The organism is Pseudoalteromonas translucida KMM 520 (assembly GCF_001465295.1).
Classification (GTDB): domain Bacteria; phylum Pseudomonadota; class Gammaproteobacteria; order Enterobacterales; family Alteromonadaceae; genus Pseudoalteromonas; species Pseudoalteromonas translucida.
The window spans coordinates 39,968-59,438 of sequence record NZ_CP011034.1; the positions used below are offsets into that span (position 1 = coordinate 39,968).

Here is a 19,471-nt window from a genome sequence, read left to right on the forward strand (position 1 = left end):
AGAACGACTTAAAAAATATTATCAGATATTTTCCAAATTCAGTTAATTTGTAGTAATACGAATTAACGTCCTAATTTGCTTGGTAACAATAGCGTTTTGGACCCACCTGATCCCATGCCGAACTCAGTAGTGAAACGAAACAGCGCCGATGATAGTGTAGCATTTGCTATGTGAAAGTAGGACATTGCCAGGCTCCAAATTGTAGAAAGCCCGAATCTAACGATTCGGGCTTTTTTACGTCTGCAGAAAAGTGGAGTTTGGGTGAATAATACACACTCAATATACACTAAAGTCTCTCATGTAGGTCGGGAGAGCAACGTGACTACCGACGATAAAGAGCTTTAAAATAGCTAAGGAGACTGTAGCCTTTAACGAGTCGTTGTATTCTCAAGCTAGAAATTCATTTTTAAAATCATTTTGTTGCAATTTCACTGTTGGTTTAATAAGTGACCTGTGTAAAACTACTGAGGTTAATTCAGTAAATCAGGTGACATGAATGTCAAATATTAAAGCTTGGAAACTTATCAGCCTGTTTTGTTTGTTTGCGGTGCTTATGGGTTGCCAATCTAAAGAAGAGCAACTGCAAAAAACAATTCAAGAATCGATTAAAAAAGCGGAGGTTGAGCTATCACAGCTAGGTACTGCGCTTGATAATGGTAGTTTGCGAAATGCATTATTACTTAAAGAATACGGTGTTCAGCTTAAAAATCAGCAACCAGAACTTTCAAAAGTTGTTGATGTAATTACCCTTGACGCCACTCGTCAAGGTGCACTTTACAGTGGTTTAACACAGCGACTTAAAGATATTAAGGGCACCTACCTTATTCCTCCTTACGAAGATACTTTGCACAGTATTGATTTATTGCGCGAAGCTGCAAAGCCTACGCTATTCTCAGATGCGTTAACCGATCCTATTAATATGCTTGCGGATATGTCTAAAGGCAATTTAGCGCGTATTGGTGCTATTAGTCAGCAAGCTGAAGGCGCTGGAGTTGGTAACCAAATGGTGGGTAATCCTAATTATGGTAACTGGCAATCTAACAGCAATGGTACTAGCTTTTGGCAATGGTACGGTATGTATCGTATTTTAGGGGATGTATTTAATCGTGTTGAATATGGTAGCTGGAGCCGAGGTCGTAAATATAGTTATTACAATGACTACGGCCGTTCACGTTACTCAAGCCCAAAACAAATTAAAGCGCAGAGCACGCTAGAAACACGTACGCGTCAATCATATCAACGCCAAGGTAAGCAATTTACTAGCCCTTATGCGAGCAAAAAAACGGGGGCGTCAGGCTTAAGCCGAAGTAGCTACACACCACCTAAAAGTCGCAGTAGTTATTCTCGTTCGAGTAGTTACAGTAATAACTCGGGCTCAGTTCGTAACAGTGGTAGTAGAACCTCTCGTGGCGTGAGCCGTGGTAAGTAAAAGAATAAAGTTGGAGTTAGAGTAATATGTATGAATTTAATGGAATAACTATGTGGTCACTGCAAGCGCTGGCGATTGATTTTGCAATTATTGTTTTGCTGTTTGTGAGTCTTAAATATATTAAGGGTTGGGTATCTAACCTGCATGCTAATGATGAAATTACTGAGCGTGATAACTTTGCATTTGGTATTAGTTTTGCTGCGGGTTTAGTTGCATTGGCGATTGTGCTTACTGGTGTGAGCAGCGGTGCTTTTGCGGTGTCATTACAGCAAGAAGCTCTGCAAATGCTGGGCTATGGTGCACTGGCTATTTTACTCATTAAGCTTGGGCATTTCTTTCAAGATAAAGTTGCGCTACGTAAAGTGAGCTTACATAGCGAAATAGTTAAAGGTAACGTGACAGCGGCTGTTATCGACTTTGGCCACGTTGTTAGTGTCGCCATTGTAATTCGCTCGGCATTGCTCTGGGTGGCTACCGACGGCTGGCATGGTTTACCTATTGTGGTTGCAGCTTTTGTTATTGGTAGCCTAGTGTTGTTGGTAGTGAGCCAATATCGCGTACAGCTGTTTAAGCGCACCAATAAAAGTGGTGATTGCTTACAACAAGCAATTATTGATGGCAACTTAGCTGTGGGTATTCGTTATGCCGGTTTTTTAATTGGCAGCGCATTAGCCATTACCGCAGCAACGGGTATTGCGCCTTACGTAGCCGATAATATTAATGCGAGTTTGTTGTACTGGGCTATTAGTGCAGTAGTTAGTTTACTGGTATTTATTATTTTGCATTTAGTGACAATTAAAATAATTTTATCTGGCTGTGATATTTCAGATGAAGTGAACCGTCAAAAAAATGTGGGTGTAGCCGCGATTTCTGCAGCGTTATCATTTGCGGTAGGTATAACTATGGCAACACTATTAGGCGCATAATCGAGTGTCATCAACTATAAAAAGCCCAAGTAAATTTAGTTTACTTGGGCACGATATTTTACTTATTACCGTTATGGCTGTACTCGCAGGGTGTGGCCTTATTTATGAATACTTACTGTCTCATTATGCGGGGCGGGTACTTGGCTCAGTAGAAAGCGCTATTTATGCGATGATCGGCACTATGATAGTCGCAATGGGCATTGGCGCATTTTTAGCGCGTTGGTTTAAAGATGCATTTACCGCCTTTGCTTGGCTAGAAAGTATAATTGCTTTGATTGGCATGGGCTGTATTTTGGCCATTGCCGGCGTTATTGCTGTGAGTTATTCGCTGCCGCATATGTTTTCGAGTATTTTTAATTTGCCTCCCGACGTAGTACTCAATGGCTATGTATTTCAAAAGCTACAAGAGTGGTCGCGTTTTTTACCCTATGTATTTGGCCTTATACTTGGCTTGTTTATTGGTATGGAAATACCGCTTATCGCGCGTATTCGTCAGCATGTTTATGGTCGTTTTTTAGAGAATAACGCAGGAACAATTTATGGTGCCGACTATATAGGTGCCGGAATTGGCGCGGCTATTTGGGTTAGTATTATGTTGTCTATGCCCATAATGCAAGCAGCTGCGTGGACTGCGCTGTTTAATATAATTGCAGGGCTTGCCTTTTTATGGCGGTATCATACCTATGTACGCTTTGCAAAGCTGTTATTAGCGTGTCACCTGTTATTGCTAGTATTATTTGCGTTTATATTGGTATTAGGCAGTAGCTGGATGGATAACTTGAGCAATGTTTTATACAAAGACAAGGTTATTTATTCCCAAGCCACTAAATATCAACATGTGGTACTAACCGAGCGGTTAAGTAAAAATCAGCCACAGCCAATAACCGATTTATACTTAAATGGGCGCTTACAGTTTTCTAGTGTTGATGAGCAAATATATCATTCAATGTTAGTTTACCCGGCTATGTTGGCGTCAAATCGTCATGAGCGGGTACTGATCATTGGTGGTGGCGATGGGCTGGCACTTAGAGATGTTTTAAAGTGGCCGGTGAGCAAAGTAACCCTGATTGACCTTGATGGGCAATTGCTTAATTTGTTTGGCCATAAAGACGCTGAGTTTACTTCGCCTGAAGATATTAGCCAGCGGTTGTTAAGCCTTAATAGCAAATCTATGCATGATCCGCGTGCAGATATTATTGTTGGTGATGCCTTTTTAGAAGTTGAAAAGTTGCTCGACCAGGCAAAGCAATTTGATACTATTTTAATTGATTTACCGGACCCTAATCATCCCGATTTAAATAAAATGTATAGTGATTACTTTTATAATCATGTACGCCAATTACTAGCACCAGATGGAGCAATGGCGGTGCAGTCAACCTCGCCTTATCATGCTAAAAAAGCATTTTTAAGTATTGCTAAAACGGTTAAAGCGGCTGGATTTGAATATGTAGAACAGTATCAACAAAACATACCTTCATTTGGGCAATGGGGCTGGACTATAGCTACTAAAATGGGGCAATCGGCTAGTGGGCGAATTAACGATGTAACCGCAATGCCGATACCATCAAGGTGGATCAGTAAAGAATATTTACTGGCTAGTTTTGTTTTTCCGAATAATTATTTTGAACATGTTAAAGATATTGAAGTCAATAGGTTAGGCTCTGGTCAACTGTACGATTATTACCGTACAGCATGGCAAATAGAAAGCGAGTTGTATAAAAACTAATAAAACATGGTTGACATAATATGTCGGCCATGAGAATCTTAACTCAGACATAATATGTCAAACGACAAAAGGCAGAGACATGGAATTAAATGAACTTTCAATAAAATTAGCTTCTTTTGAAACAGAAGGCGCTAACTTTGAGTCTTTCTTGATTGCTAATCCAGGTGAGCAAGATGTATTACAAGTCATTGTTGATGAAAATGATGAGCTTCCAATTTTTGTTACGCAAACACAAGAGCAGTTATTATGCATTAGCTACTTGTTTGACGAAGACGAAGTTAAGCAGGAATTACGTAACGAGTTAAACGAAACATTACTACGTTTAAACGTGCCAATTCCATTAAGTGCATTTGCTAAAATCGATAATAAATACGCGATTTTTGGTGCACTGTCGGTAAATTCATCATTAGATGACATTACCCACGAACTAGTGACATTAGCCGATAATGCTATTGATGCACTAGAAGCCGTGACCATGTATTTAAACGATTAGTAGCGATTTAGTGGAGTTAAGATTATGAGTATTTTAAAAAAATTATTTACAGCAGTACGTGGCGGCGCTCGCGAAGCAGGCGAAGCAATTGTAGATAAAAACGGTATCCGTATTTTTGAGCAAGAAATTGCAGACGCACAAAATGCTTTGCACCGTGCTAAAAAGAGCCTAACAGAAGTTATGGCGAAAGAAATGCAAACTAAGCGTAAAATTAGCGCTGTAGATGCTTCTATTGCTGAGCATGAAGCTTATGCTGGCCAAGCGCTGGAGAAAGGTAATGAAGCTTTAGCATTAGAAATTGCAGAAAAAATTGGCGAGTTTGAAGCTGAAAAAGCAGAGAACGAACAAGTATTATCTGGTTTTAGCAATCACATTGTAGCGCTTAAACAGCAAGTTAAAGAAGCTGAAAAGTCGATTAAAGAAAACCAACGCCAGCTAACTATGGTTAAAACCACAGAAAGCGTGCAACAAGCTACCATGGCTGTAAACAGCACATTAAACACTAACAGCTCGTCTATGACATCGGCTCGTCAATCGCTTGAGCGTATTAAGCAACGCCAGCAAGACCGTCAAGATCAGTTAGGTGCAGCTAAAGAGCTAGAAGCCGATGTAAACGGCGACGATTTAAAAGCGAAAATGGCAGAAGCCGGAATTGGTGACAGTAGTCCAAAAAGTGCTGATATTTTAGCGCGTATTAAAGCCAAGCAAAATAGCTAATAATTACGTTCATATTTTAAAAAGGTAACCAGGCTTTAGCTTAGTTACCTTTTTTGCTTAGAAGGCAGCCTTCCTATGTTTAATTTTTTCAAATCTAAAAAAGAGCCAGAGCGTCAGCTTAATCATGCCAGTGAGCTTAAAAAAGGTGACATGTTTACCGTCATCGATTCATTTGCTTATCCTGCGTGGTTAAAAGGGCAAACTCTTCGCGTTATTGATATACAAACTTATCAGTATCAACACAGTAGTGATACTGAGTTTGTGTTGGAAAGTGACAGCGGCCAAGTGGTATTTTTACAAATAGAGCAAGAAGATGGCGAGCAATGGGCTAACTTTTCTATAAAAGTACAACGTGATGAAGTAGAAGATATATTTGGCCTTGATCAGTTTGCGCGTATTTTTGATGAAGAGTCGTTAACGCATATCACAGTGCAAAATATACCAGAGCGTTTTACGCAGTTTTTAGCTAACAGCTATCAGCAAAGCGAATCGCCATTTGTGTGTTATTTTCATAATAAAGACTATCGCAATCAAGCTCTTCCACGTTATGAGCAAGAAGGTGGTGAGCTGTGTGAAATGATTTGTTTAGAGTCTGATGATAAAGGCTTTGGTTTAAATATTGAGATTTGGGATGGTGGCGAAACCGAAGTCTCGCTTACCTTAACGCGACCAATTACCGACATTGTTGACTTGTTTCCAGGAGACGCTAAGTGAGTGATGCTAAAGAAAAGTGGTTACGCCAAGAGCAGGCAGTGCGTGCCACGCAAATGGCATTTGATCTAAGTAGCGAAGTACAAAAGTCGATAAAAAAGCAAGCGATTGATCAAGAACTAACACCCTCAGATATGATACGCAAAATACTTGGTTTAGATGTAAAGTCGAAAAAAACCCGACAGCGTTTATCGTTTAATTTAAACGACGATGAAATAGCACAGCTTGCAAGCCGTTTTGATGTACAAAGTGACGACAAGCGCGTAGTAAAGCAACGTGTTGCAGAACTTTTGATTGCTCATACAAAAAAAATTAAGTAGTTTTATGTTATAGACGCTATGCCCTTAAACTAAAACGATAAAATAACGAGTTGCCGTGAATATAATTTTAATTGCTTACTTACTAATTTTTGCATTATTTGGTACTGCGGCAAGCTACTTTGTGCGTTTTATTTATGCGTATTGGGTGCTTAATAAAATGCCAATGCACTATATTATTAAGGCGGGGATTTGTTTAGTAATGGTGGTAATTATTTCAGCGTTAATCCCATATTTAGGATAACGCTGAAATTAAATTGTTTGCAGCATTATTTTATTTCAAAAGGTTGGCATTGCTGATTAATACACAGTGATTGTACTTCAAGCACTGATGGGCAGTCAGTTAAGCCTTGTGCCTTATTTAGCGTGTTTTCTTGTGCTGTTATTTGCTGTGCAATCTGCTCAGCTTGTTCTTGTTGGGTATTAAGTGTTGAGTACACAGCATACTTACTTGGTCCACCGCACGCACGCGCACCTACTTCAAGCACTTTACATTGAAAGCTAGCTGTACAGCTATTGTTACTAACAATATCGTTAAGTTGACTATTAAGACTCGCTAAACTCGTTCCGTGATCATTGCTTGACGATGTTGTGCTAGCACAGCCGCTCAGTAACAAAATACTAGTAGCAATACTTACAACTGATAGTTTAATTGCTGATGGCAAACAACTCATAACCTTATCCTTAAAATACACTTACTGCTGAGCCTTCAAGTTTAACACATTTATTTTCTACACACTGCGTGCTTGGCGCAGTTAAATGCTGGCAAATACTGACCATTTGATTTTGTGCATTATAGTTACTTTCAAAGGTAGTGATTTTTTTACTTAATGCAGTGACTTGCTCAGTTGTTGCTGTTGTCGTTGAATACACTACATAACTACTTGGGCCGCCACATGCTCGGCTACCTACAGCTTCTACTTGGCACTGCGTACTGCTATCACATTGTTTATTAGCAATGAGCGTATTTAATTCATTTTTAGCTGCTTTAATGTCATCAAGAGTAACTGCTTTCATGGCAGTATTTGATAGTTTTTCGGCTGGGGTATGTAATTCTGCTTTGTTACTTTTTTGCAGTTGTTGCTGCGATGGCGCTGTTGTTTCGCTGGCAGTTGTTTTTTCTGTTTCTGCTACGGGGTTATCTAAACAAGCGGTTAAACACAGTGGTAAAAATATAGCTAGCAATGTAGTACGCATAACAAATCCTGATAGTGGTGAATTATTCACCACTATCATACACTGTGCATTTGTTACGGCAATAAAAACTCTATTATCAAGCAATTAAAGCCGTTATTAATTACTGTGAATATTTACAGCCCGCCTTGGGTTAACTTGCTGGGATTGAGTAGCTTTTCGAGCTCGCTGCGCGATAATTCGGTTTCTTGCTCGGCAACATCAATAATTGGGCGAGCTTCTTTATATGCTTGTTTCGCTATTTTAGCTGCTTTCTCATAACCGATCACCGGATTTAGCGCGGTTACTAAAATAGGGTTTTTAGCCAATGCCTTATCAATATTTAGCTGATTTACTGTAAAGCTAGCAATGGCTTTATCTCCCAGCGCTTGGGCGCTATTGGCGAGTAACTCTATACTTTGTAAAATATTATAAGCAATTACCGGCAGCATTACATTTAGCTCAAAATTACCTGCTTGGCCGGCAACGGTAATTGTAGCGTCGTTACCAATTACTTGGGCGCTCACCATAGCTGCTGCTTCGGGGATCACAGGGTTTACTTTGCCGGGCATAATAGATGATCCGGGTTGCAGTGCTTCAAGCTCTATTTCACCTAAACCCGCTAATGGACCAGAGTTCATCCAGCGCAAGTCGTTGGCTATTTTCATTTGCGCTACAGCAAGTACTTTTAATTGCCCTGAAAGCGCGACAATGGCATCTTGCGAACCAATATTGTAAAAAAAGTTACTGCTAGGAGTAAATCGAATCCCTACGTTGGCACTGAGATTTTTAGCAAATAGCGGTGCAAATTGTGGATCGGCATTAATACCTGTTCCTACAGCGGTGCCACCTTGTGCTAGTTCGCAAACACGCTCTAGGCTATGCCTTATGCCAGCTGCAGCATGGTTAATTTGCGTTTGCCAGGCACTTAAAGTTTGCCCAAAAGTAACCGGCATAGCATCCATTAAATGAGTACGGCCTGTTTTTACTATCGCGCCAACTTCGGCTTTTTTATGTTCTAAATGCTGTGATAGTTTTTCTAGTGAAGGCAGTAATTCGTATACCACATTTATTGCGCTGCTCAGGGCAATGGCAGTAGGGATCACATCGTTAGAGCTTTGCCCCATGTTTACATCATCATTAGGATGAATACTTTCATCACCTAGCCGGCTTGCTAAAGTGGCAATCACTTCATTGGCATTCATATTTGAGCTCGTACCCGAGCCAGTTTGAAATATATCGACCGGGAAATGCTCATAATGGCTACCATCAATAATTTCTTGGCATGCTTGCTCTATTGCTTTAGCTTTAGTTTTACTTAGGTGCCCAAGCTCAAAGTTGCTCTGCGCTGCAGCTTGTTTAATGTAAGCAAGGGCGGTTATAAACTGCTTAGGCATAGCTAAACCACTGATGGCAAAATTATTCACAGCGCGCTGAGTTTGCGCTTGATATAGTGCATTAGCAGGGACTTGTAGCTCGCCCATGCTGTCTGATTCTGTTCTAAACTGAGTCATAATATTTTTCCTCAAAAGGATTAAACCAGCGGCTGAGAATGCTAATTACGCACTCGCTTGGTAATTATTTATTGTAAGTAAACCTTGTACTCTATCTGTAGGCTGGCGTGGTAAATTACAAGGGGTATTTGATAATAATTATCATTACATCTTTGACTGCGTGTTTCAATGTAAAGAGCAATTATAAAAGTATAGATTAATTAACTGGCTTTAAAGCGTACATTAGCGCACGACAAAATACGCTAAATTTGCTTTACTGTTGCGCATCAGTATTTAACCTTGAGAGTAAAAATGATTAAGCCATTCTCACAAGCGTGTGAAAATAATAAACAGCCTATTTTAGCGCAGTTAAAATCTGTGTTAGCGAATGCCAAAACGGTGCTCGAAGTAGGCTCAGGTACAGGTCAGCACAGCGTGTATTTTGCTCAGCAGTTGCCGCATTTACAATGGTATAGCAGCGACAGAGCGATTAATCATGAGGGTATTAATTTATGGCACCGCGAGGTTAATTTAACCAATTTACATGCTCCCCTTGAACTTGACTTAAACAATGCGTGGCCAATTGATAAAGTGGATGCTATTTACACGGCTAATACTTTTCATATTGTAAGCTGGCAACTAGTAGAGCATTTTTTTGCGGGTGTAAAACAGCATTTAAATGACCAAGGCATAGTATGCATTTACGGGCCATTTAAATATAAAGGCGAGTTTACTAGCCAAAGTAATAATGACTTTAATCGCTTTTTAATAGAGCGCGACCCACTTAGTGGTATTAGAGATTTTGCAGCAGTTGAGCTATTAGCAAAGCAAGCAGGGCTAACGTTACTAAGTGATATAGCCATGCCTGCTAATAATCAGTTACTGATTTTTAAACGGCAGTAATGCGCTGCATTGATCTTTATAAATATTAATATGCTGGCGTTCACGTTTTAAGTAATCGTTAATTGCGTTGCTAAAGTCGTTATCAATTATATGGTGAGCTGAGTAGGTTAATACTGGGGCAAAACCGCGTGCTATTTTATGCTCACCTTGTGCCCCTGAATGAAAACAGCTGAGGTTATGCTTTATTGCAAACTCAATCCCTTGGTAATAGCATAGCTCAAAGTGCAGTGAATCTACCTCTTCGCTTGCCCCCCAATACCGCCCGTACAGTGTATCTTCTCCTATTAGGCTAAGGGTTGCGGCAATAATAGCGTCCTCTTTTTTGGCTAGCATAATGACTAGCTTTTCGGCCATTAGCGCATGTAAAAGCTTAAAAAAGGGCATGTTTAAATAGCCTAAGTGGCCAGAGCGTTTTAAATAAGTACGTTGATAGAATTCGCAAAATAGCTGCATAATTTCAGGCGTAATTTGCGTCCCTTGCAGCCATTCAATAGTAATGTTTTGTTGAGTTATTTTGCTACGTTCTTTTTTTAGTGATTTGCGCTTACGAGAATTAAGCGTATCTAAAAAATCGTCAAAGCATGTAAAGCCTTTATTAAACCACTGAAATTGCACACCCACTCTAAGCATAGCGTGCTGCAGTGTGAGCTGTGTTGCTTGGGCTAAGTTGCAAAAATTAACGTGCCAGCCAGACCAGCCTTGCTCTTTGCTGTGCAGGTTTAGTAACTCTGTGATGTATTCATACACTAAGCTAGGGTTACTATGCTCTATAGCAATACGGCTACCTTCAATAGGGCAAAATGGCACACCGCATAGCCATTTAGGATAGTACTCTAAGCCATGTTTCTCGTATGCTTCTGCCCAGGCCCAATCAAACACATATTCACCGTAAGAGTGGCTTTTTAAATAGCCCGGTGCCAGCGCAATAATATTTTCGCCCTCAAAAATAGCTAAGTGATAAGGCTGCCAACCACTTTGTTGAGTAACACACTGACTTTGCTCTAATGCGTATAAAAAAGCATGTTGGGTAAATGGCTCGTCGCCAAACAAGCGTTGCCATTGCGCTCGCTCTATTTGATTAATACTACTAAACCATTGATGCGAAAATGTCGCCATTACTACTTACCTTGTGCGTGTTCTACGTTTTTTATAAAGGTGCTTATTTGTTTTTTAAGCTCAGGAAAAAAGGGGTTATAGGTTAATCGTTGTAAGGTGGGGTATTGCTTTAAGTTAGCAGCTGTACGTTCTCCAAATTGCGGCGTTTTTGTGGTTTTACAGGTTTTATATAACTTTTCGCCGCCAATAAAACTGCCGCAATTACGATAAGAAGCGTTAATACCATAATGCGGATTTTGTGGTGAGTTAACAATGGCAATATGCGATATACCATGGATTTTTAGACATGCCTCGCTGGCACACTGCGGATTTAATACTCTGTAATCTGCTGCAAAATTTGGGGGTAAAATAGCGCTGCTACCATAAAGCACTAAGGTATCGAGTTTTTTATAGCGACTTAAATTAGTATTATGTAATGCATTTAATAATTTAAGGGTAGCATGGCTATCAATTGTCGCGTCAATATCGCTTATTACGCTAAATACAGGCAATGCCAAAGCTGGGCGCTTACTTAAATTTTTAATGCTAACCAATGACATTGCATCATGTGAGGCTGCCGCGGCATTAAGTGGAAACGACTCATACTTGGCAAAATCAACATCGGCGTCTTTATCTATCCAATTTAAAAAAGGGATTAAATCAAGCCACTTGGCCATCCAACCTTGTTTATTATGCGGCTCAGAGCCCGGTGAAAACAACATAAGCGCCGTTATTTTTGATGAAAGCGCTTGCGTGATTGCATAGTCTATAAGTAGTGCCGCCCCCGTAGAGTAGCCCCCTAAAATAACCTCATCAAAGTCTTGTGCTGTGCGCTCTATAGCGTAACGCACAGCTTGCTGCCATTGCTGTAGGTCTACATCTTGTAACGCACTAGCAGCGCTGCCGTGGCCAGGTAATAAAATAGTGCGTACGGTATAACCTTGCTGGTAATACACTTGGGCTAAATCGTGATAGGTAAAAGGGGAGTCGGTAAGGCCGTGCACGAGTAATACCGCTTTTTTATTTTGTGGGTGTTTTAACTCAAAAGGAGCAATAATATCGGCAATAGTGGGATTAGGCTTACGGCTGCCTTGATTAACTAGTTGCTGATACGTTTGAGTAAACACAGGACATGGCATAGCAGCGCGAGGATTAGCTACGCTAATATACTGATACGCATGATTTAGGTAGCTGTTAAAAGGGGCACGCGCTTGGTAATCAAAATGCGCTTGGTGGTGCTCCTTTGTATAGCGTAATAGGCCTTGCTGTTTACTCTTTTTAATAAACTCAAAATCGTTTGCCTGCGTAATACAATTTTCAGCGACAGCTAAGTGAGGAAAAAAGCCAAGCATACAAGTTAAAAATATTTTTAAAAATACACTATTATTGTTCATAAACCACTGCATATTGAGCAAGACACTCGGTTAGCTTAATTAGTTCAAGCGGTTTTGCAAGGTGTTGATTAAAACCAACCGCCTGAGCGTGTGCTTTGTCTTCGGGCATAACGTCGGCAGTTAAGGCAACAATTGGCAGTTCCTCAGCCGTTTTAAATTGCCTGATCAGGGCCGTTGCTCTATAGCCATCCATTACTGGCATTTGGCAATCCATAAGCACTAAATCAAAATGCTGTTTTTTTATAATATTAACTGCAAGCTCACCATTTTCAACAACCTGTGGCACAATTTTTAGTGAACCAAGCATGGCTTTTATAACCATTTGATTAACTGGGTTATCTTCGGCCACTAAAATTTTTAAAGCGGCTATATTAGTATTATCTGTAGGTTTTATAAGGGGTTTTTGCGCTTTAACCGTCTCTATTTCTAATGTAAATGTAAAAGTAGAGCCTTTATCAAGCTCGCTATGTAGCGCTATATTTGCATTCATCAACACACTAAGCTCTTTGGCTATGGTTAACCCAAGGCCGGTGCCACCAAACTGCCGAGAAGTAGAGTTATCGGCTTGAGTAAATGCATTGAATAACTTTTCATGTTGCGTTGCTTTTATACCTATTCCGGTATCAATAACCGCAATTGTTAGCTGTGCTTTATTGGGCGCAATAAGCTGCGTATCTACATTTAAAGTAACACTGCCAGTGTTAGTAAATTTAATAGCGTTACTGCATAAATTAAGCATTATTTGCTCTAACCGCATAGGATCGCCAACAAACCAAGTGTCTTTAGGGATGTTGCTCTTTATTTTCCACACAATTGCTTTGCTTGCAGCGCTTTGTTCAAACATAGTATTAATGCGCTGAATAAGGGCGGTTAAATCAAATGGAATGCGTTCAAGCACTAGCCGTTTTGATTCAATTTTAGATATATCGAGGATATCGTTTATCAAATTTAATAAGCTTTTAGATGATGAATTTATTTTATCTAAATAACCAATTAGGGTATTGGCATCGTCTTCTTTACGGGTAAGCGAAGAAAAGCCAATAACAGCATTTAGTGGCGTGCGTATTTCATGGCTCATATTAGCTAAAAATTGACTCTTAGCCCGGTTAGCTAAATCAGATTGCTTTTTTGCTTGTGCTAATGAGTAAGTACGCTCTGCCACTTGGCGGGTAAGTGCAATTTGCTGCTGATTAAACAGCAATAAAATCAATAAAATTAATGAACATACAATTACTTGAAGTATCAGCAGCAGCAAGGTGAGTTGATTATTATGTTGGGCTAAAAAAGCATCTTTAAGTGCCAGTTTTACTATCCATTGTTGCCCACCAAAATCGACATTAAACGATATTAGCTTACTGCCTTGTGCAACATTAAGATTGTTTGAGTTACTGTAAAATGCAGGTTTGTTTATATCTTCATAAATAGCAATCGAAAACATTTGAGACTGCTGCTCAGTAATGGCCTGCTTAATAATTTGAGGGACTAAAAATATGCCTGTGGCATAGCCTTTAATGGTTTCTTTTTCATTGGATTGAGAATATACAGGCGCAAACAATAAATAAGCAGCATCAGAGTGCTCAGTTTGTACGAGTTGAATTATTTTAGTTCCCACTGGCTGATACTTTATTGCGGGATTAAGTAAGGATGCTTTGCGATCTGGGTTTGAATAGACATTAAATCCAATGGCTTTTTGGTTGATATTAAACGGTGTTATATATTTTACAATAACGAGTGGATCGTTTGGCTCTAAAGGCTCACCAACAACATCATAATGTAAGTTATAAATACTTGAAATTTCTTGAGAGAATGCTTGGCGTTGATGAGGTGGAATTTTTACATTCCATGACAAGGCTTTTATAAATGAGTGCTTAGCAAGCAGGGTGTTGGCGTATTGATTAAAGTTTTGCTGGCTTAATGTTGGCGATGACTGAATTTGGCTAGCTAAACTTTGCACCGCAATAATGCTGCGATTAGTGTAGCGGTACAGGCTGTTTTCTATCACTTGTACTTCGCGCTCAGCAATTTTTATCGCATTAATACGGCTTTCGCTATCGTATAATTGTGTGGTAGCCGCTACTGATACAAATAAAATACAACATACCGAAAGTGTCGGTAGTACCGAAATATTATAGTTATCAGACTTATCTGGTAGTAATGAAAGTAAAAATGGAGTGGCAATTAACACCCCTAAAATATCACCTAACCACCAGTAGGTCGTGTTTTTCCAGTGATTATCTACACTGTACATTGTATTAAATTGGCTTAGTGCAAACACGCCAAAATTAGCCGAAATTAAACTGACTAAAACACCAACAACAACAATAAAATAAATAATGTTTTGGCGTTTTTTAAGGCGCAGAGGGTGCCCTAACCAAAATTTTAATATTGCGGCACCAACCATGCCCTGCAGCACCACCCCAAAGGCAATATACATAGCCTCGTTTAATGAATTTCCGACCAATACCATTTCATGAGTTGTATTAGTAAAAAAATTTAAATTAAATGCGAGAGCCGCTAAAAATAGCGCAGGAATAAATCGCCACCACCACACAAAGCAGCCAACTAAGGCTATGCCAGCGGGTAACCAAACAGGAATAATTTGCGAGTTAAAGGTTAGCTTGGTAAGTATTACTCCTACAAAAAAATAGGCTAAAGCAAAAGCAATGTAAAAAACACTAGAGTAATACTTGGAGTTAAAATTTTTCACATAAATCCCTGTACAAGTAATATTCCCAATTGAAAATATCAGTATAGCTAACAGTAAGTTATTTGCGGTATTTTTTACAATGGTAATTGTTTTTTGCTAAAAGACTGCTTTAATACCACGGTTGATTCTATATTAGCGATACAGCTTAAGCTCCCTAATTGATGCTTAACAAACTGCTCATAGCTTTCTAAATCATGCGCAATTATTTTTAGTAAATAGTCGTAACTTCCCGATATTACCGAACACTCTAGCACATGGGTGAGCTTTTCTACGTGTTGTTCAAATTGCAGGGCAGCACTGGCCGAATTTTGATTTAAACGTACAAATGCATACACCAAAACGTTTAGTTTAAGTGCCTTAGGGTTAATAGCAGCGTGGTAGCCGGTAATGATGTTAGCTTGTTCTAGCTTTTTAATTCGTCTAAGGCAGGGCGTATCTGAGAGGCTAATATGACTGGCAAGATCTGCAACAGACATTCTAGCGTTGGTTTGTAAGGCTATGAGCAATTGCTGATCTTTTTTATCGAGCATATATAGATTCTTATTAATTATTTTTATATTTGTAGTGATTATTGCTAATGATGTTAATAATTACTAATTTTTTTAGCGCTTTACCCTCATTAAACTCTGTTAGCATTTAGTGATAACTATAATAACAGGAAACCATAATGAGCACCCATACAGCCATTTTCGATCGATGGATAAGAGGCACCTTCCCACAGATAAATAGCGAGCTTGAGCAACTTTACTGGCAACAAGATGATAAAGCCAATGTAGAGGGAATAGGAGAGCCTTTAAAGCAGCAGTTAAAAGATGAAGGTAACGCGCTAATAAGTAATTTATTAGCGGAGGGGAATACCGATGAGGGGTTTGATAGCGCGTTTGATTTACTCGGTAATGTAGGACTTTTTATGGCGGCGTGTCGTCGTCATGAAATTACCGAGCCAAGCCGTGAGACCACATCGCCACTGGTCGAGGCGTCGGCATTGGCAATGCACATAGGTGCTTCTATTGGAGTAACGCCGCGCTTTGCGACCGCTCATTTAACCACCCACAATAAAGCGTTAAATGGCACGTATAAACGCTTTACTAATTTACCCGACGAAAAATTATTTATTGATTACAACACCCAAGGTATTTTGGCATATAAACGCGCCAGCGATGCATTATTAAAAATATTGCCATTAGGTATTTCGCACCCCACCTGTGCCGAGCTATTAAAAGTTGCAAAACAAGCGCTAATAGATGTAATTGAATCGAATAATGCACTTTATACTCAGCTAGACACCGAGCGCTTTTTTAATTGTGTGCGCCCTTATTATAAACCGCATCGAGTAGGTAATGAGATATACAGAGGTGCTAATGCGGGAGATTTTGCCGGCATAAACGTTATCGATATGCTACTTGGGCTGTGTAGTGCCAACGAGCCAAGTTATTCACAAATGCTGGTGGATAAATTTTTATATATGATGCCAGAAGATCAGCAAATATTGCGCGAAGCAATGCGTATGCAAAGCTTTATGGATGACTTTTTACAGGCGCAGCAATATAAAGACAGTGACTGGTTTAAATACCACGCAAAGCTATTTATTCAGGTGTGTAAACTACATGGTGACACCGCAATCGGTCATCACAATCAATTGGTCGAAAAATTTATTGCGCAACCGTCAAAGCAAATGCAGCAGCAACATATGAGTAAAGTAACAGCTAGTGGCCCACCATTACATGTTTTGCTCGATTCGTTAGAAAAACTCCGTGATAAACGTGCCAGTGCCAAGCGCGACGATATAAAAACACGTTACGACGATATAAACTTGCTAAAACAGTGGATTAAATAAGATGAATCAACACGATTTTTGTATGGCCGAAGGCTGTTATTTATTAAGCCACTCAGTAGGGCGTCCACTGAAAAATAGTCAGCAGCATTTAGCGGCGCATTATTTTTCGCCGTGGGAATCGTCAAATAAAGAACCTTGGCAGCAATGGTTACCTGCAGTAGAGCAATTTAATGCCGCGTTAGGGCAGTTATTTAATGCACCTAGCGAGCAATTTTGTCCGCAAGTTAACTTATCCAGCGGTTTAACTAAGTTGTTAATGTCGCATCCGCGATTACAGCAAAAAAATTGCAAAGTGTTAATGGCACAAAGTGACTTTCCAAGTATGGGCTTTGCGATGCAAAAAGCTTTGCCAAAATGTGCGCAAATAACATTTATTCCAGAGCATGAAAACTTAACCGATATTACCGTTTGGCAGCGTTATTTAACGAATAACATAGATTTAGTTTTTATCAGTCACGTATATTCAAATACAGGGGTGCAAGCCCCTGTGCACGATATTGTTGCTTTGAGTAAAAAAACGAATAGCTTATCAATCATTGACGTTGCGCAATCTGCAGGGGTTATACCGCTTGATTTAACCGCCTTAAATGCTGACTTTATGATTGGCTCTAGCGTTAAATGGCTATGTGGCGGCCCTGGCGCTGCTTACTTATGGGTTAACCCGCAACAAATAGCTATTTGCGAGCCTAAAGATGTTGGCTGGTTTTCTCATCAAACCCCCTTTGAGTTTGATATAAATCACTTTGTTTATAACAAGGGAGCGCTTAAATTTTGGGGTGGTACTCCCTCAGTTGTACCTTATATTATTGCAGCCAATAGTATTGCCTATTTTGCCGCATTGGGAATTGATAAGGTTAGGTCACATAACTTAGCAATGCTTGCGCTTATTCAGCAACAGCTGGGTAAATATGTTGTATCGCCGACGCTGCAGCATCAATGCAGTGGTACTGCTATTTTAAACTTTAACATGCAGCAACAACATGTATTAAATGAGCTTAATAATGCAGGGATTAGTGTGGATGCGAGAAAGCTTGGTATACGAGTTTCACCGCATGTATATAACAGCGCCGATGCAGTACATAAATTTATAGCAGTTATAAAAAAAGCGATTAAGGTTGCTGACTAAGCTGCTCTTTTTGCTGATTTAACGCCTCTATTTGTTGCTGTGCTTGCCCAATTAAAGCATCGTATGATTGTTTTAGGGCTGATGTTTTAGTTGCAATCGCATTGGCAATAGAGGAAGCCCCTAAACGATTTGCTTTATCTTGCGTCATGTAATCAATTTGCTGTTTTTTTTCTGTATATTGCTGCTGATATTGTTTAATAGCCAGTTTGTAGCGTTTTATATCGCGATTAATTTGCTGCGTTTTTAAGTAATCATCAACAGAGGTATCTGTAATTTTACTGTTTGCAGGTGTGTTGCTATAGGCTTTGGTAACATTAACATTTTTCAGCGTAATGGCTTGTGCGTTTAGAGCGCAGGGCAGCTGACTAAATGTAGGAACTCCTTTAATAACGCATTTATACACAGTAATGTTTTCTGCCAAGCTAAAGGTTGGCGCGGTTAAGCAAATTGATAGCAATATAACCCGGATCATAGTTAAACCTAAATTGGCTTAAAGTTAAGCTAATCATGCCCTAAGTTATAGTTTGGTACAATTTGTTTAGTTTTATAAATTTTAGGCACAAAAAAACCACAATTAAGTGGTTTAAATTAAGTATGGTGGAGAGGGAGGGATAGACTTGCTTACATCCATGTAATCAATCGCTACGCGACGCTTGCAGCGGCCCAAAATGTTCCAGACATTTTGTTGAACCCTGTCGAGGGATCTCACCCTCCCAATTTAGTATTGGTGTTAAATTTTAGGCACAAAAAAACCACAATTAAGTGGTTTAAATTAAGTATGGTGGAGAGGGAGGGATTCGAACCCTCGATAGAGCTACAAACTCTATACTCCCTTAGCAGGGGAGCTCCTTCGGCCACTCGGACACCTCTCCAACGCATAACCGTTTATTTATTGATGGAAGTAAAAATTAAGCCACCAATATAAATGTGGTGGAGAGATAGGGATTTGAACCCTAGATAGGCTACAAACCTATGCCGGTTTTCAAGACCGGTGCATTCGACCACTCTGCCATCTCTCCGTGACGCAGAATAATACTTAGGTCATACGCATGTGTAAATAGCAAAAAGACTGTTTGCTTAAAATTTAGGCTAAAATGAGGTTTTTTTTGTAAATAAGGGGAAATAAAGACAATTTTAGTAAAATTAAATAGGTTGCAGCAAGCAGTGGGAGCTAAATAAGAAGCTTTATTTAGTGGTTGGGTGCTTGCTGCACCGTATAAATAGTCATGGTTGTGTGACTATTTATATTGAGCTGTGCTACCAAGAGCGAGTCTTTTACCGAAGCGATTAAGCTTTGCTAACATTTTAGCTTTACGGTTTGTTGGTTTAACGGCAATGTGAGTAGCAGCTGTTTCATTTAATGTGTTAATTGGATTCATTACTTAACTCCGAGTTGTGGTTGGTGAAAACGGGGGCATTCTGCC

General features: G+C 39.6%; 20 protein-coding genes, 2 tRNA genes and 1 rRNA gene. 12 read left to right on the plus strand and 11 right to left on the minus strand.

Features of this window, described 5'->3' with window-relative positions; translation table 11 throughout:
- The first annotated feature begins 78 nt into the window (after positions 1 to 78).
- From rrf to PTRA_RS00230, 9 genes are all read left to right on the plus strand, one after another.
- Positions 79 to 193 (plus strand): 5S ribosomal RNA (gene rrf, locus PTRA_RS00190).
- A gap of 303 nt (positions 194 to 496) precedes the next feature.
- Complete coding sequence (locus tag PTRA_RS00195) at positions 497 to 1,429, plus strand: hypothetical protein (protein ID WP_058372248.1); 933 nt, start codon at positions 497 to 499, stop codon at positions 1,427 to 1,429.
- Between the two features lie 26 nt (positions 1,430 to 1,455).
- On the plus strand, positions 1,456 to 2,355 hold the full coding sequence (locus tag PTRA_RS00200; protein WP_058372249.1) for a DUF350 domain-containing protein: 900 nt from the start codon (positions 1,456 to 1,458) through the stop codon (positions 2,353 to 2,355).
- 4 nt (positions 2,356 to 2,359) lie between these two features.
- On the plus strand, positions 2,360 to 4,081 hold the full coding sequence (locus PTRA_RS00205) for a polyamine aminopropyltransferase (RefSeq protein WP_058372250.1): 1,722 nt from the start codon (positions 2,360 to 2,362) through the stop codon (positions 4,079 to 4,081).
- A gap of 79 nt (positions 4,082 to 4,160) precedes the next feature.
- Positions 4,161 to 4,574 (plus strand): YjfI family protein, encoded by a 414-nt coding sequence (locus tag PTRA_RS00210; RefSeq protein ID WP_058372251.1) that lies wholly within the window; start codon positions 4,161 to 4,163, stop codon positions 4,572 to 4,574.
- A gap of 24 nt (positions 4,575 to 4,598) precedes the next feature.
- The gene (locus PTRA_RS00215) at positions 4,599 to 5,291 is read left to right on the plus strand and encodes a PspA/IM30 family protein (protein ID WP_011326770.1); all 693 of its coding nucleotides are present in this window, start codon (positions 4,599 to 4,601) and stop codon (positions 5,289 to 5,291) included.
- Positions 5,292 to 5,366: 75 nt separating this feature from the next.
- Positions 5,367 to 6,005, plus strand: coding sequence for a DUF4178 domain-containing protein (locus tag PTRA_RS00220; protein ID WP_011326771.1), 639 nt, complete (start codon positions 5,367 to 5,369; stop codon positions 6,003 to 6,005).
- Complete coding sequence (locus PTRA_RS00225) at positions 6,002 to 6,322, plus strand: hypothetical protein (protein ID WP_041454305.1); 321 nt, start codon at positions 6,002 to 6,004, stop codon at positions 6,320 to 6,322. Before PTRA_RS00220 ends, PTRA_RS00225 begins: the two co-directional genes overlap by 4 nt.
- Positions 6,323 to 6,377: 55 nt before the next feature.
- The gene (locus PTRA_RS00230) at positions 6,378 to 6,563 is read left to right on the plus strand and encodes a hypothetical protein (protein WP_011326773.1); all 186 of its coding nucleotides are present in this window, start codon (positions 6,378 to 6,380) and stop codon (positions 6,561 to 6,563) included.
- 25 nt (positions 6,564 to 6,588) lie between these two features.
- Here PTRA_RS00230 and PTRA_RS00235 read toward each other — a convergent pair whose 3' ends face one another.
- From PTRA_RS00235 to PTRA_RS00245, 3 genes are all read right to left on the minus strand, one after another.
- Positions 6,589 to 6,993, minus strand: a complete 405-nt coding sequence (locus PTRA_RS00235) for a hypothetical protein (RefSeq protein ID WP_058372252.1) — start codon at positions 6,991 to 6,993, stop codon at positions 6,589 to 6,591.
- Between the two features lie 10 nt (positions 6,994 to 7,003).
- Positions 7,004 to 7,516, minus strand: a complete 513-nt coding sequence (locus PTRA_RS00240; RefSeq protein ID WP_058372253.1) for a hypothetical protein — start codon at positions 7,514 to 7,516, stop codon at positions 7,004 to 7,006.
- A gap of 113 nt (positions 7,517 to 7,629) precedes the next feature.
- Positions 7,630 to 9,006: a class II fumarate hydratase gene (locus PTRA_RS00245; RefSeq protein ID WP_058372254.1), complete on the minus strand. Its 1,377-nt coding sequence runs from the start codon at positions 9,004 to 9,006 to the stop codon at positions 7,630 to 7,632.
- A gap of 291 nt (positions 9,007 to 9,297) precedes the next feature.
- Between PTRA_RS00245 and PTRA_RS00250 the strand changes: the two genes are divergently transcribed.
- Positions 9,298 to 9,888: a DUF938 domain-containing protein gene (locus tag PTRA_RS00250; RefSeq protein ID WP_058372255.1), complete on the plus strand. Its 591-nt coding sequence runs from the start codon at positions 9,298 to 9,300 to the stop codon at positions 9,886 to 9,888.
- Here PTRA_RS00250 and PTRA_RS00255 read toward each other — a convergent pair.
- From PTRA_RS00255 to PTRA_RS00270, 4 genes are all read right to left on the minus strand, one after another.
- Entirely contained in the window at positions 9,865 to 11,004 is a 1,140-nt protein-coding gene (locus PTRA_RS00255; protein WP_058372256.1) for a GNAT family N-acetyltransferase, read from the minus strand. The genes PTRA_RS00250 and PTRA_RS00255 overlap by 24 nt on opposite strands.
- A 2-nt stretch (positions 11,005 to 11,006) precedes the next feature.
- Entirely contained in the window at positions 11,007 to 12,377 is a 1,371-nt protein-coding gene (locus PTRA_RS00260; protein WP_058372257.1) for an alpha/beta hydrolase, read from the minus strand.
- Entirely contained in the window at positions 12,367 to 15,084 is a 2,718-nt protein-coding gene (locus PTRA_RS00265; RefSeq protein ID WP_058372258.1) for an ATP-binding protein, read from the minus strand. The genes PTRA_RS00260 and PTRA_RS00265 overlap by 11 nt, the downstream gene beginning before the upstream one ends.
- Positions 15,085 to 15,158: 74 nt before the next feature.
- Entirely contained in the window at positions 15,159 to 15,614 is a 456-nt protein-coding gene (locus PTRA_RS00270) for an Lrp/AsnC family transcriptional regulator (protein ID WP_058372259.1), read from the minus strand.
- Between the two features lie 137 nt (positions 15,615 to 15,751).
- Between PTRA_RS00270 and PTRA_RS00275 the strand changes: the two genes are divergently transcribed.
- Both PTRA_RS00275 and PTRA_RS00280 read left to right on the plus strand, forming a co-directional pair.
- Complete coding sequence (locus PTRA_RS00275; RefSeq protein ID WP_058372260.1) at positions 15,752 to 16,921, plus strand: PrnB family protein; 1,170 nt, start codon at positions 15,752 to 15,754, stop codon at positions 16,919 to 16,921.
- A 1-nt stretch (position 16,922) separates the two neighbouring features.
- Positions 16,923 to 18,047, plus strand: a complete 1,125-nt coding sequence (locus PTRA_RS00280; RefSeq protein ID WP_058372261.1) for an aminotransferase class V-fold PLP-dependent enzyme — start codon at positions 16,923 to 16,925, stop codon at positions 18,045 to 18,047.
- Here PTRA_RS00280 and PTRA_RS00285 read toward each other — a convergent pair.
- The 4 genes from PTRA_RS00285 to PTRA_RS19100 form a co-directional block, all read right to left on the minus strand.
- Positions 18,031 to 18,519: an RNA-binding protein gene (locus tag PTRA_RS00285; RefSeq protein ID WP_058372262.1), complete on the minus strand. Its 489-nt coding sequence runs from the start codon at positions 18,517 to 18,519 to the stop codon at positions 18,031 to 18,033. The two genes, PTRA_RS00280 and PTRA_RS00285, sit on opposite strands and share 17 nt — an antisense overlap.
- A 307-nt stretch (positions 18,520 to 18,826) precedes the next feature.
- Positions 18,827 to 18,919: transfer RNA gene (locus PTRA_RS00290), tRNA-Ser, on the minus strand.
- Positions 18,920 to 18,975: 56 nt separating this feature from the next.
- A tRNA-Ser gene (locus PTRA_RS00295) sits at positions 18,976 to 19,066 on the minus strand.
- Positions 19,067 to 19,285: 219 nt separating this feature from the next.
- Positions 19,286 to 19,426: a hypothetical protein gene (locus PTRA_RS19100; RefSeq protein WP_167376929.1), complete on the minus strand. Its 141-nt coding sequence runs from the start codon at positions 19,424 to 19,426 to the stop codon at positions 19,286 to 19,288.
- Positions 19,427 to 19,471: the final 45 nt, after the last annotated feature.

Excerpts from the sequence above, each read along its gene's own strand:
- PTRA_RS00195 (WP_058372248.1), top strand. The coding sequence starts at position 497 with ATGTCAAATATTAAAGCTTGGAAACTTATCAGCCTGTTTTGTTTGTTT.
- PTRA_RS00200 (WP_058372249.1), top strand. The coding sequence starts at position 1,456 with ATGTATGAATTTAATGGAATAACTATGTGGTCACTGCAAGCGCTGGCG.
- PTRA_RS00210 (WP_058372251.1), top strand. The coding sequence starts at position 4,161 with ATGGAATTAAATGAACTTTCAATAAAATTAGCTTCTTTTGAAACAGAA.
- PTRA_RS00215 (WP_011326770.1), top strand. The coding sequence starts at position 4,599 with ATGAGTATTTTAAAAAAATTATTTACAGCAGTACGTGGCGGCGCTCGC.
- PTRA_RS00220 (WP_011326771.1), top strand. The coding sequence starts at position 5,367 with ATGTTTAATTTTTTCAAATCTAAAAAAGAGCCAGAGCGTCAGCTTAAT.
- PTRA_RS00235 (WP_058372252.1), bottom strand. The coding sequence starts at position 6,993 with ATGAGTTGTTTGCCATCAGCAATTAAACTATCAGTTGTAAGTATTGCT.
- PTRA_RS00240 (WP_058372253.1), bottom strand. The coding sequence starts at position 7,516 with ATGCGTACTACATTGCTAGCTATATTTTTACCACTGTGTTTAACCGCT.
- PTRA_RS00245 (WP_058372254.1), bottom strand. The coding sequence starts at position 9,006 with ATGACTCAGTTTAGAACAGAATCAGACAGCATGGGCGAGCTACAAGTC.
- PTRA_RS00250 (WP_058372255.1), top strand. The coding sequence starts at position 9,298 with ATGATTAAGCCATTCTCACAAGCGTGTGAAAATAATAAACAGCCTATT.
- PTRA_RS00255 (WP_058372256.1), bottom strand. The coding sequence starts at position 11,004 with ATGGCGACATTTTCGCATCAATGGTTTAGTAGTATTAATCAAATAGAG.
- PTRA_RS00260 (WP_058372257.1), bottom strand. The coding sequence starts at position 12,377 with ATGAACAATAATAGTGTATTTTTAAAAATATTTTTAACTTGTATGCTT.
- PTRA_RS00270 (WP_058372259.1), bottom strand. The coding sequence starts at position 15,614 with ATGCTCGATAAAAAAGATCAGCAATTGCTCATAGCCTTACAAACCAAC.
- PTRA_RS00275 (WP_058372260.1), top strand. The coding sequence starts at position 15,752 with ATGAGCACCCATACAGCCATTTTCGATCGATGGATAAGAGGCACCTTC.
- PTRA_RS00280 (WP_058372261.1), top strand. The coding sequence starts at position 16,923 with ATGAATCAACACGATTTTTGTATGGCCGAAGGCTGTTATTTATTAAGC.
- PTRA_RS00285 (WP_058372262.1), bottom strand. The coding sequence starts at position 18,519 with ATGATCCGGGTTATATTGCTATCAATTTGCTTAACCGCGCCAACCTTT.
- PTRA_RS19100 (WP_167376929.1), bottom strand. The coding sequence starts at position 19,426 with ATGAATCCAATTAACACATTAAATGAAACAGCTGCTACTCACATTGCC.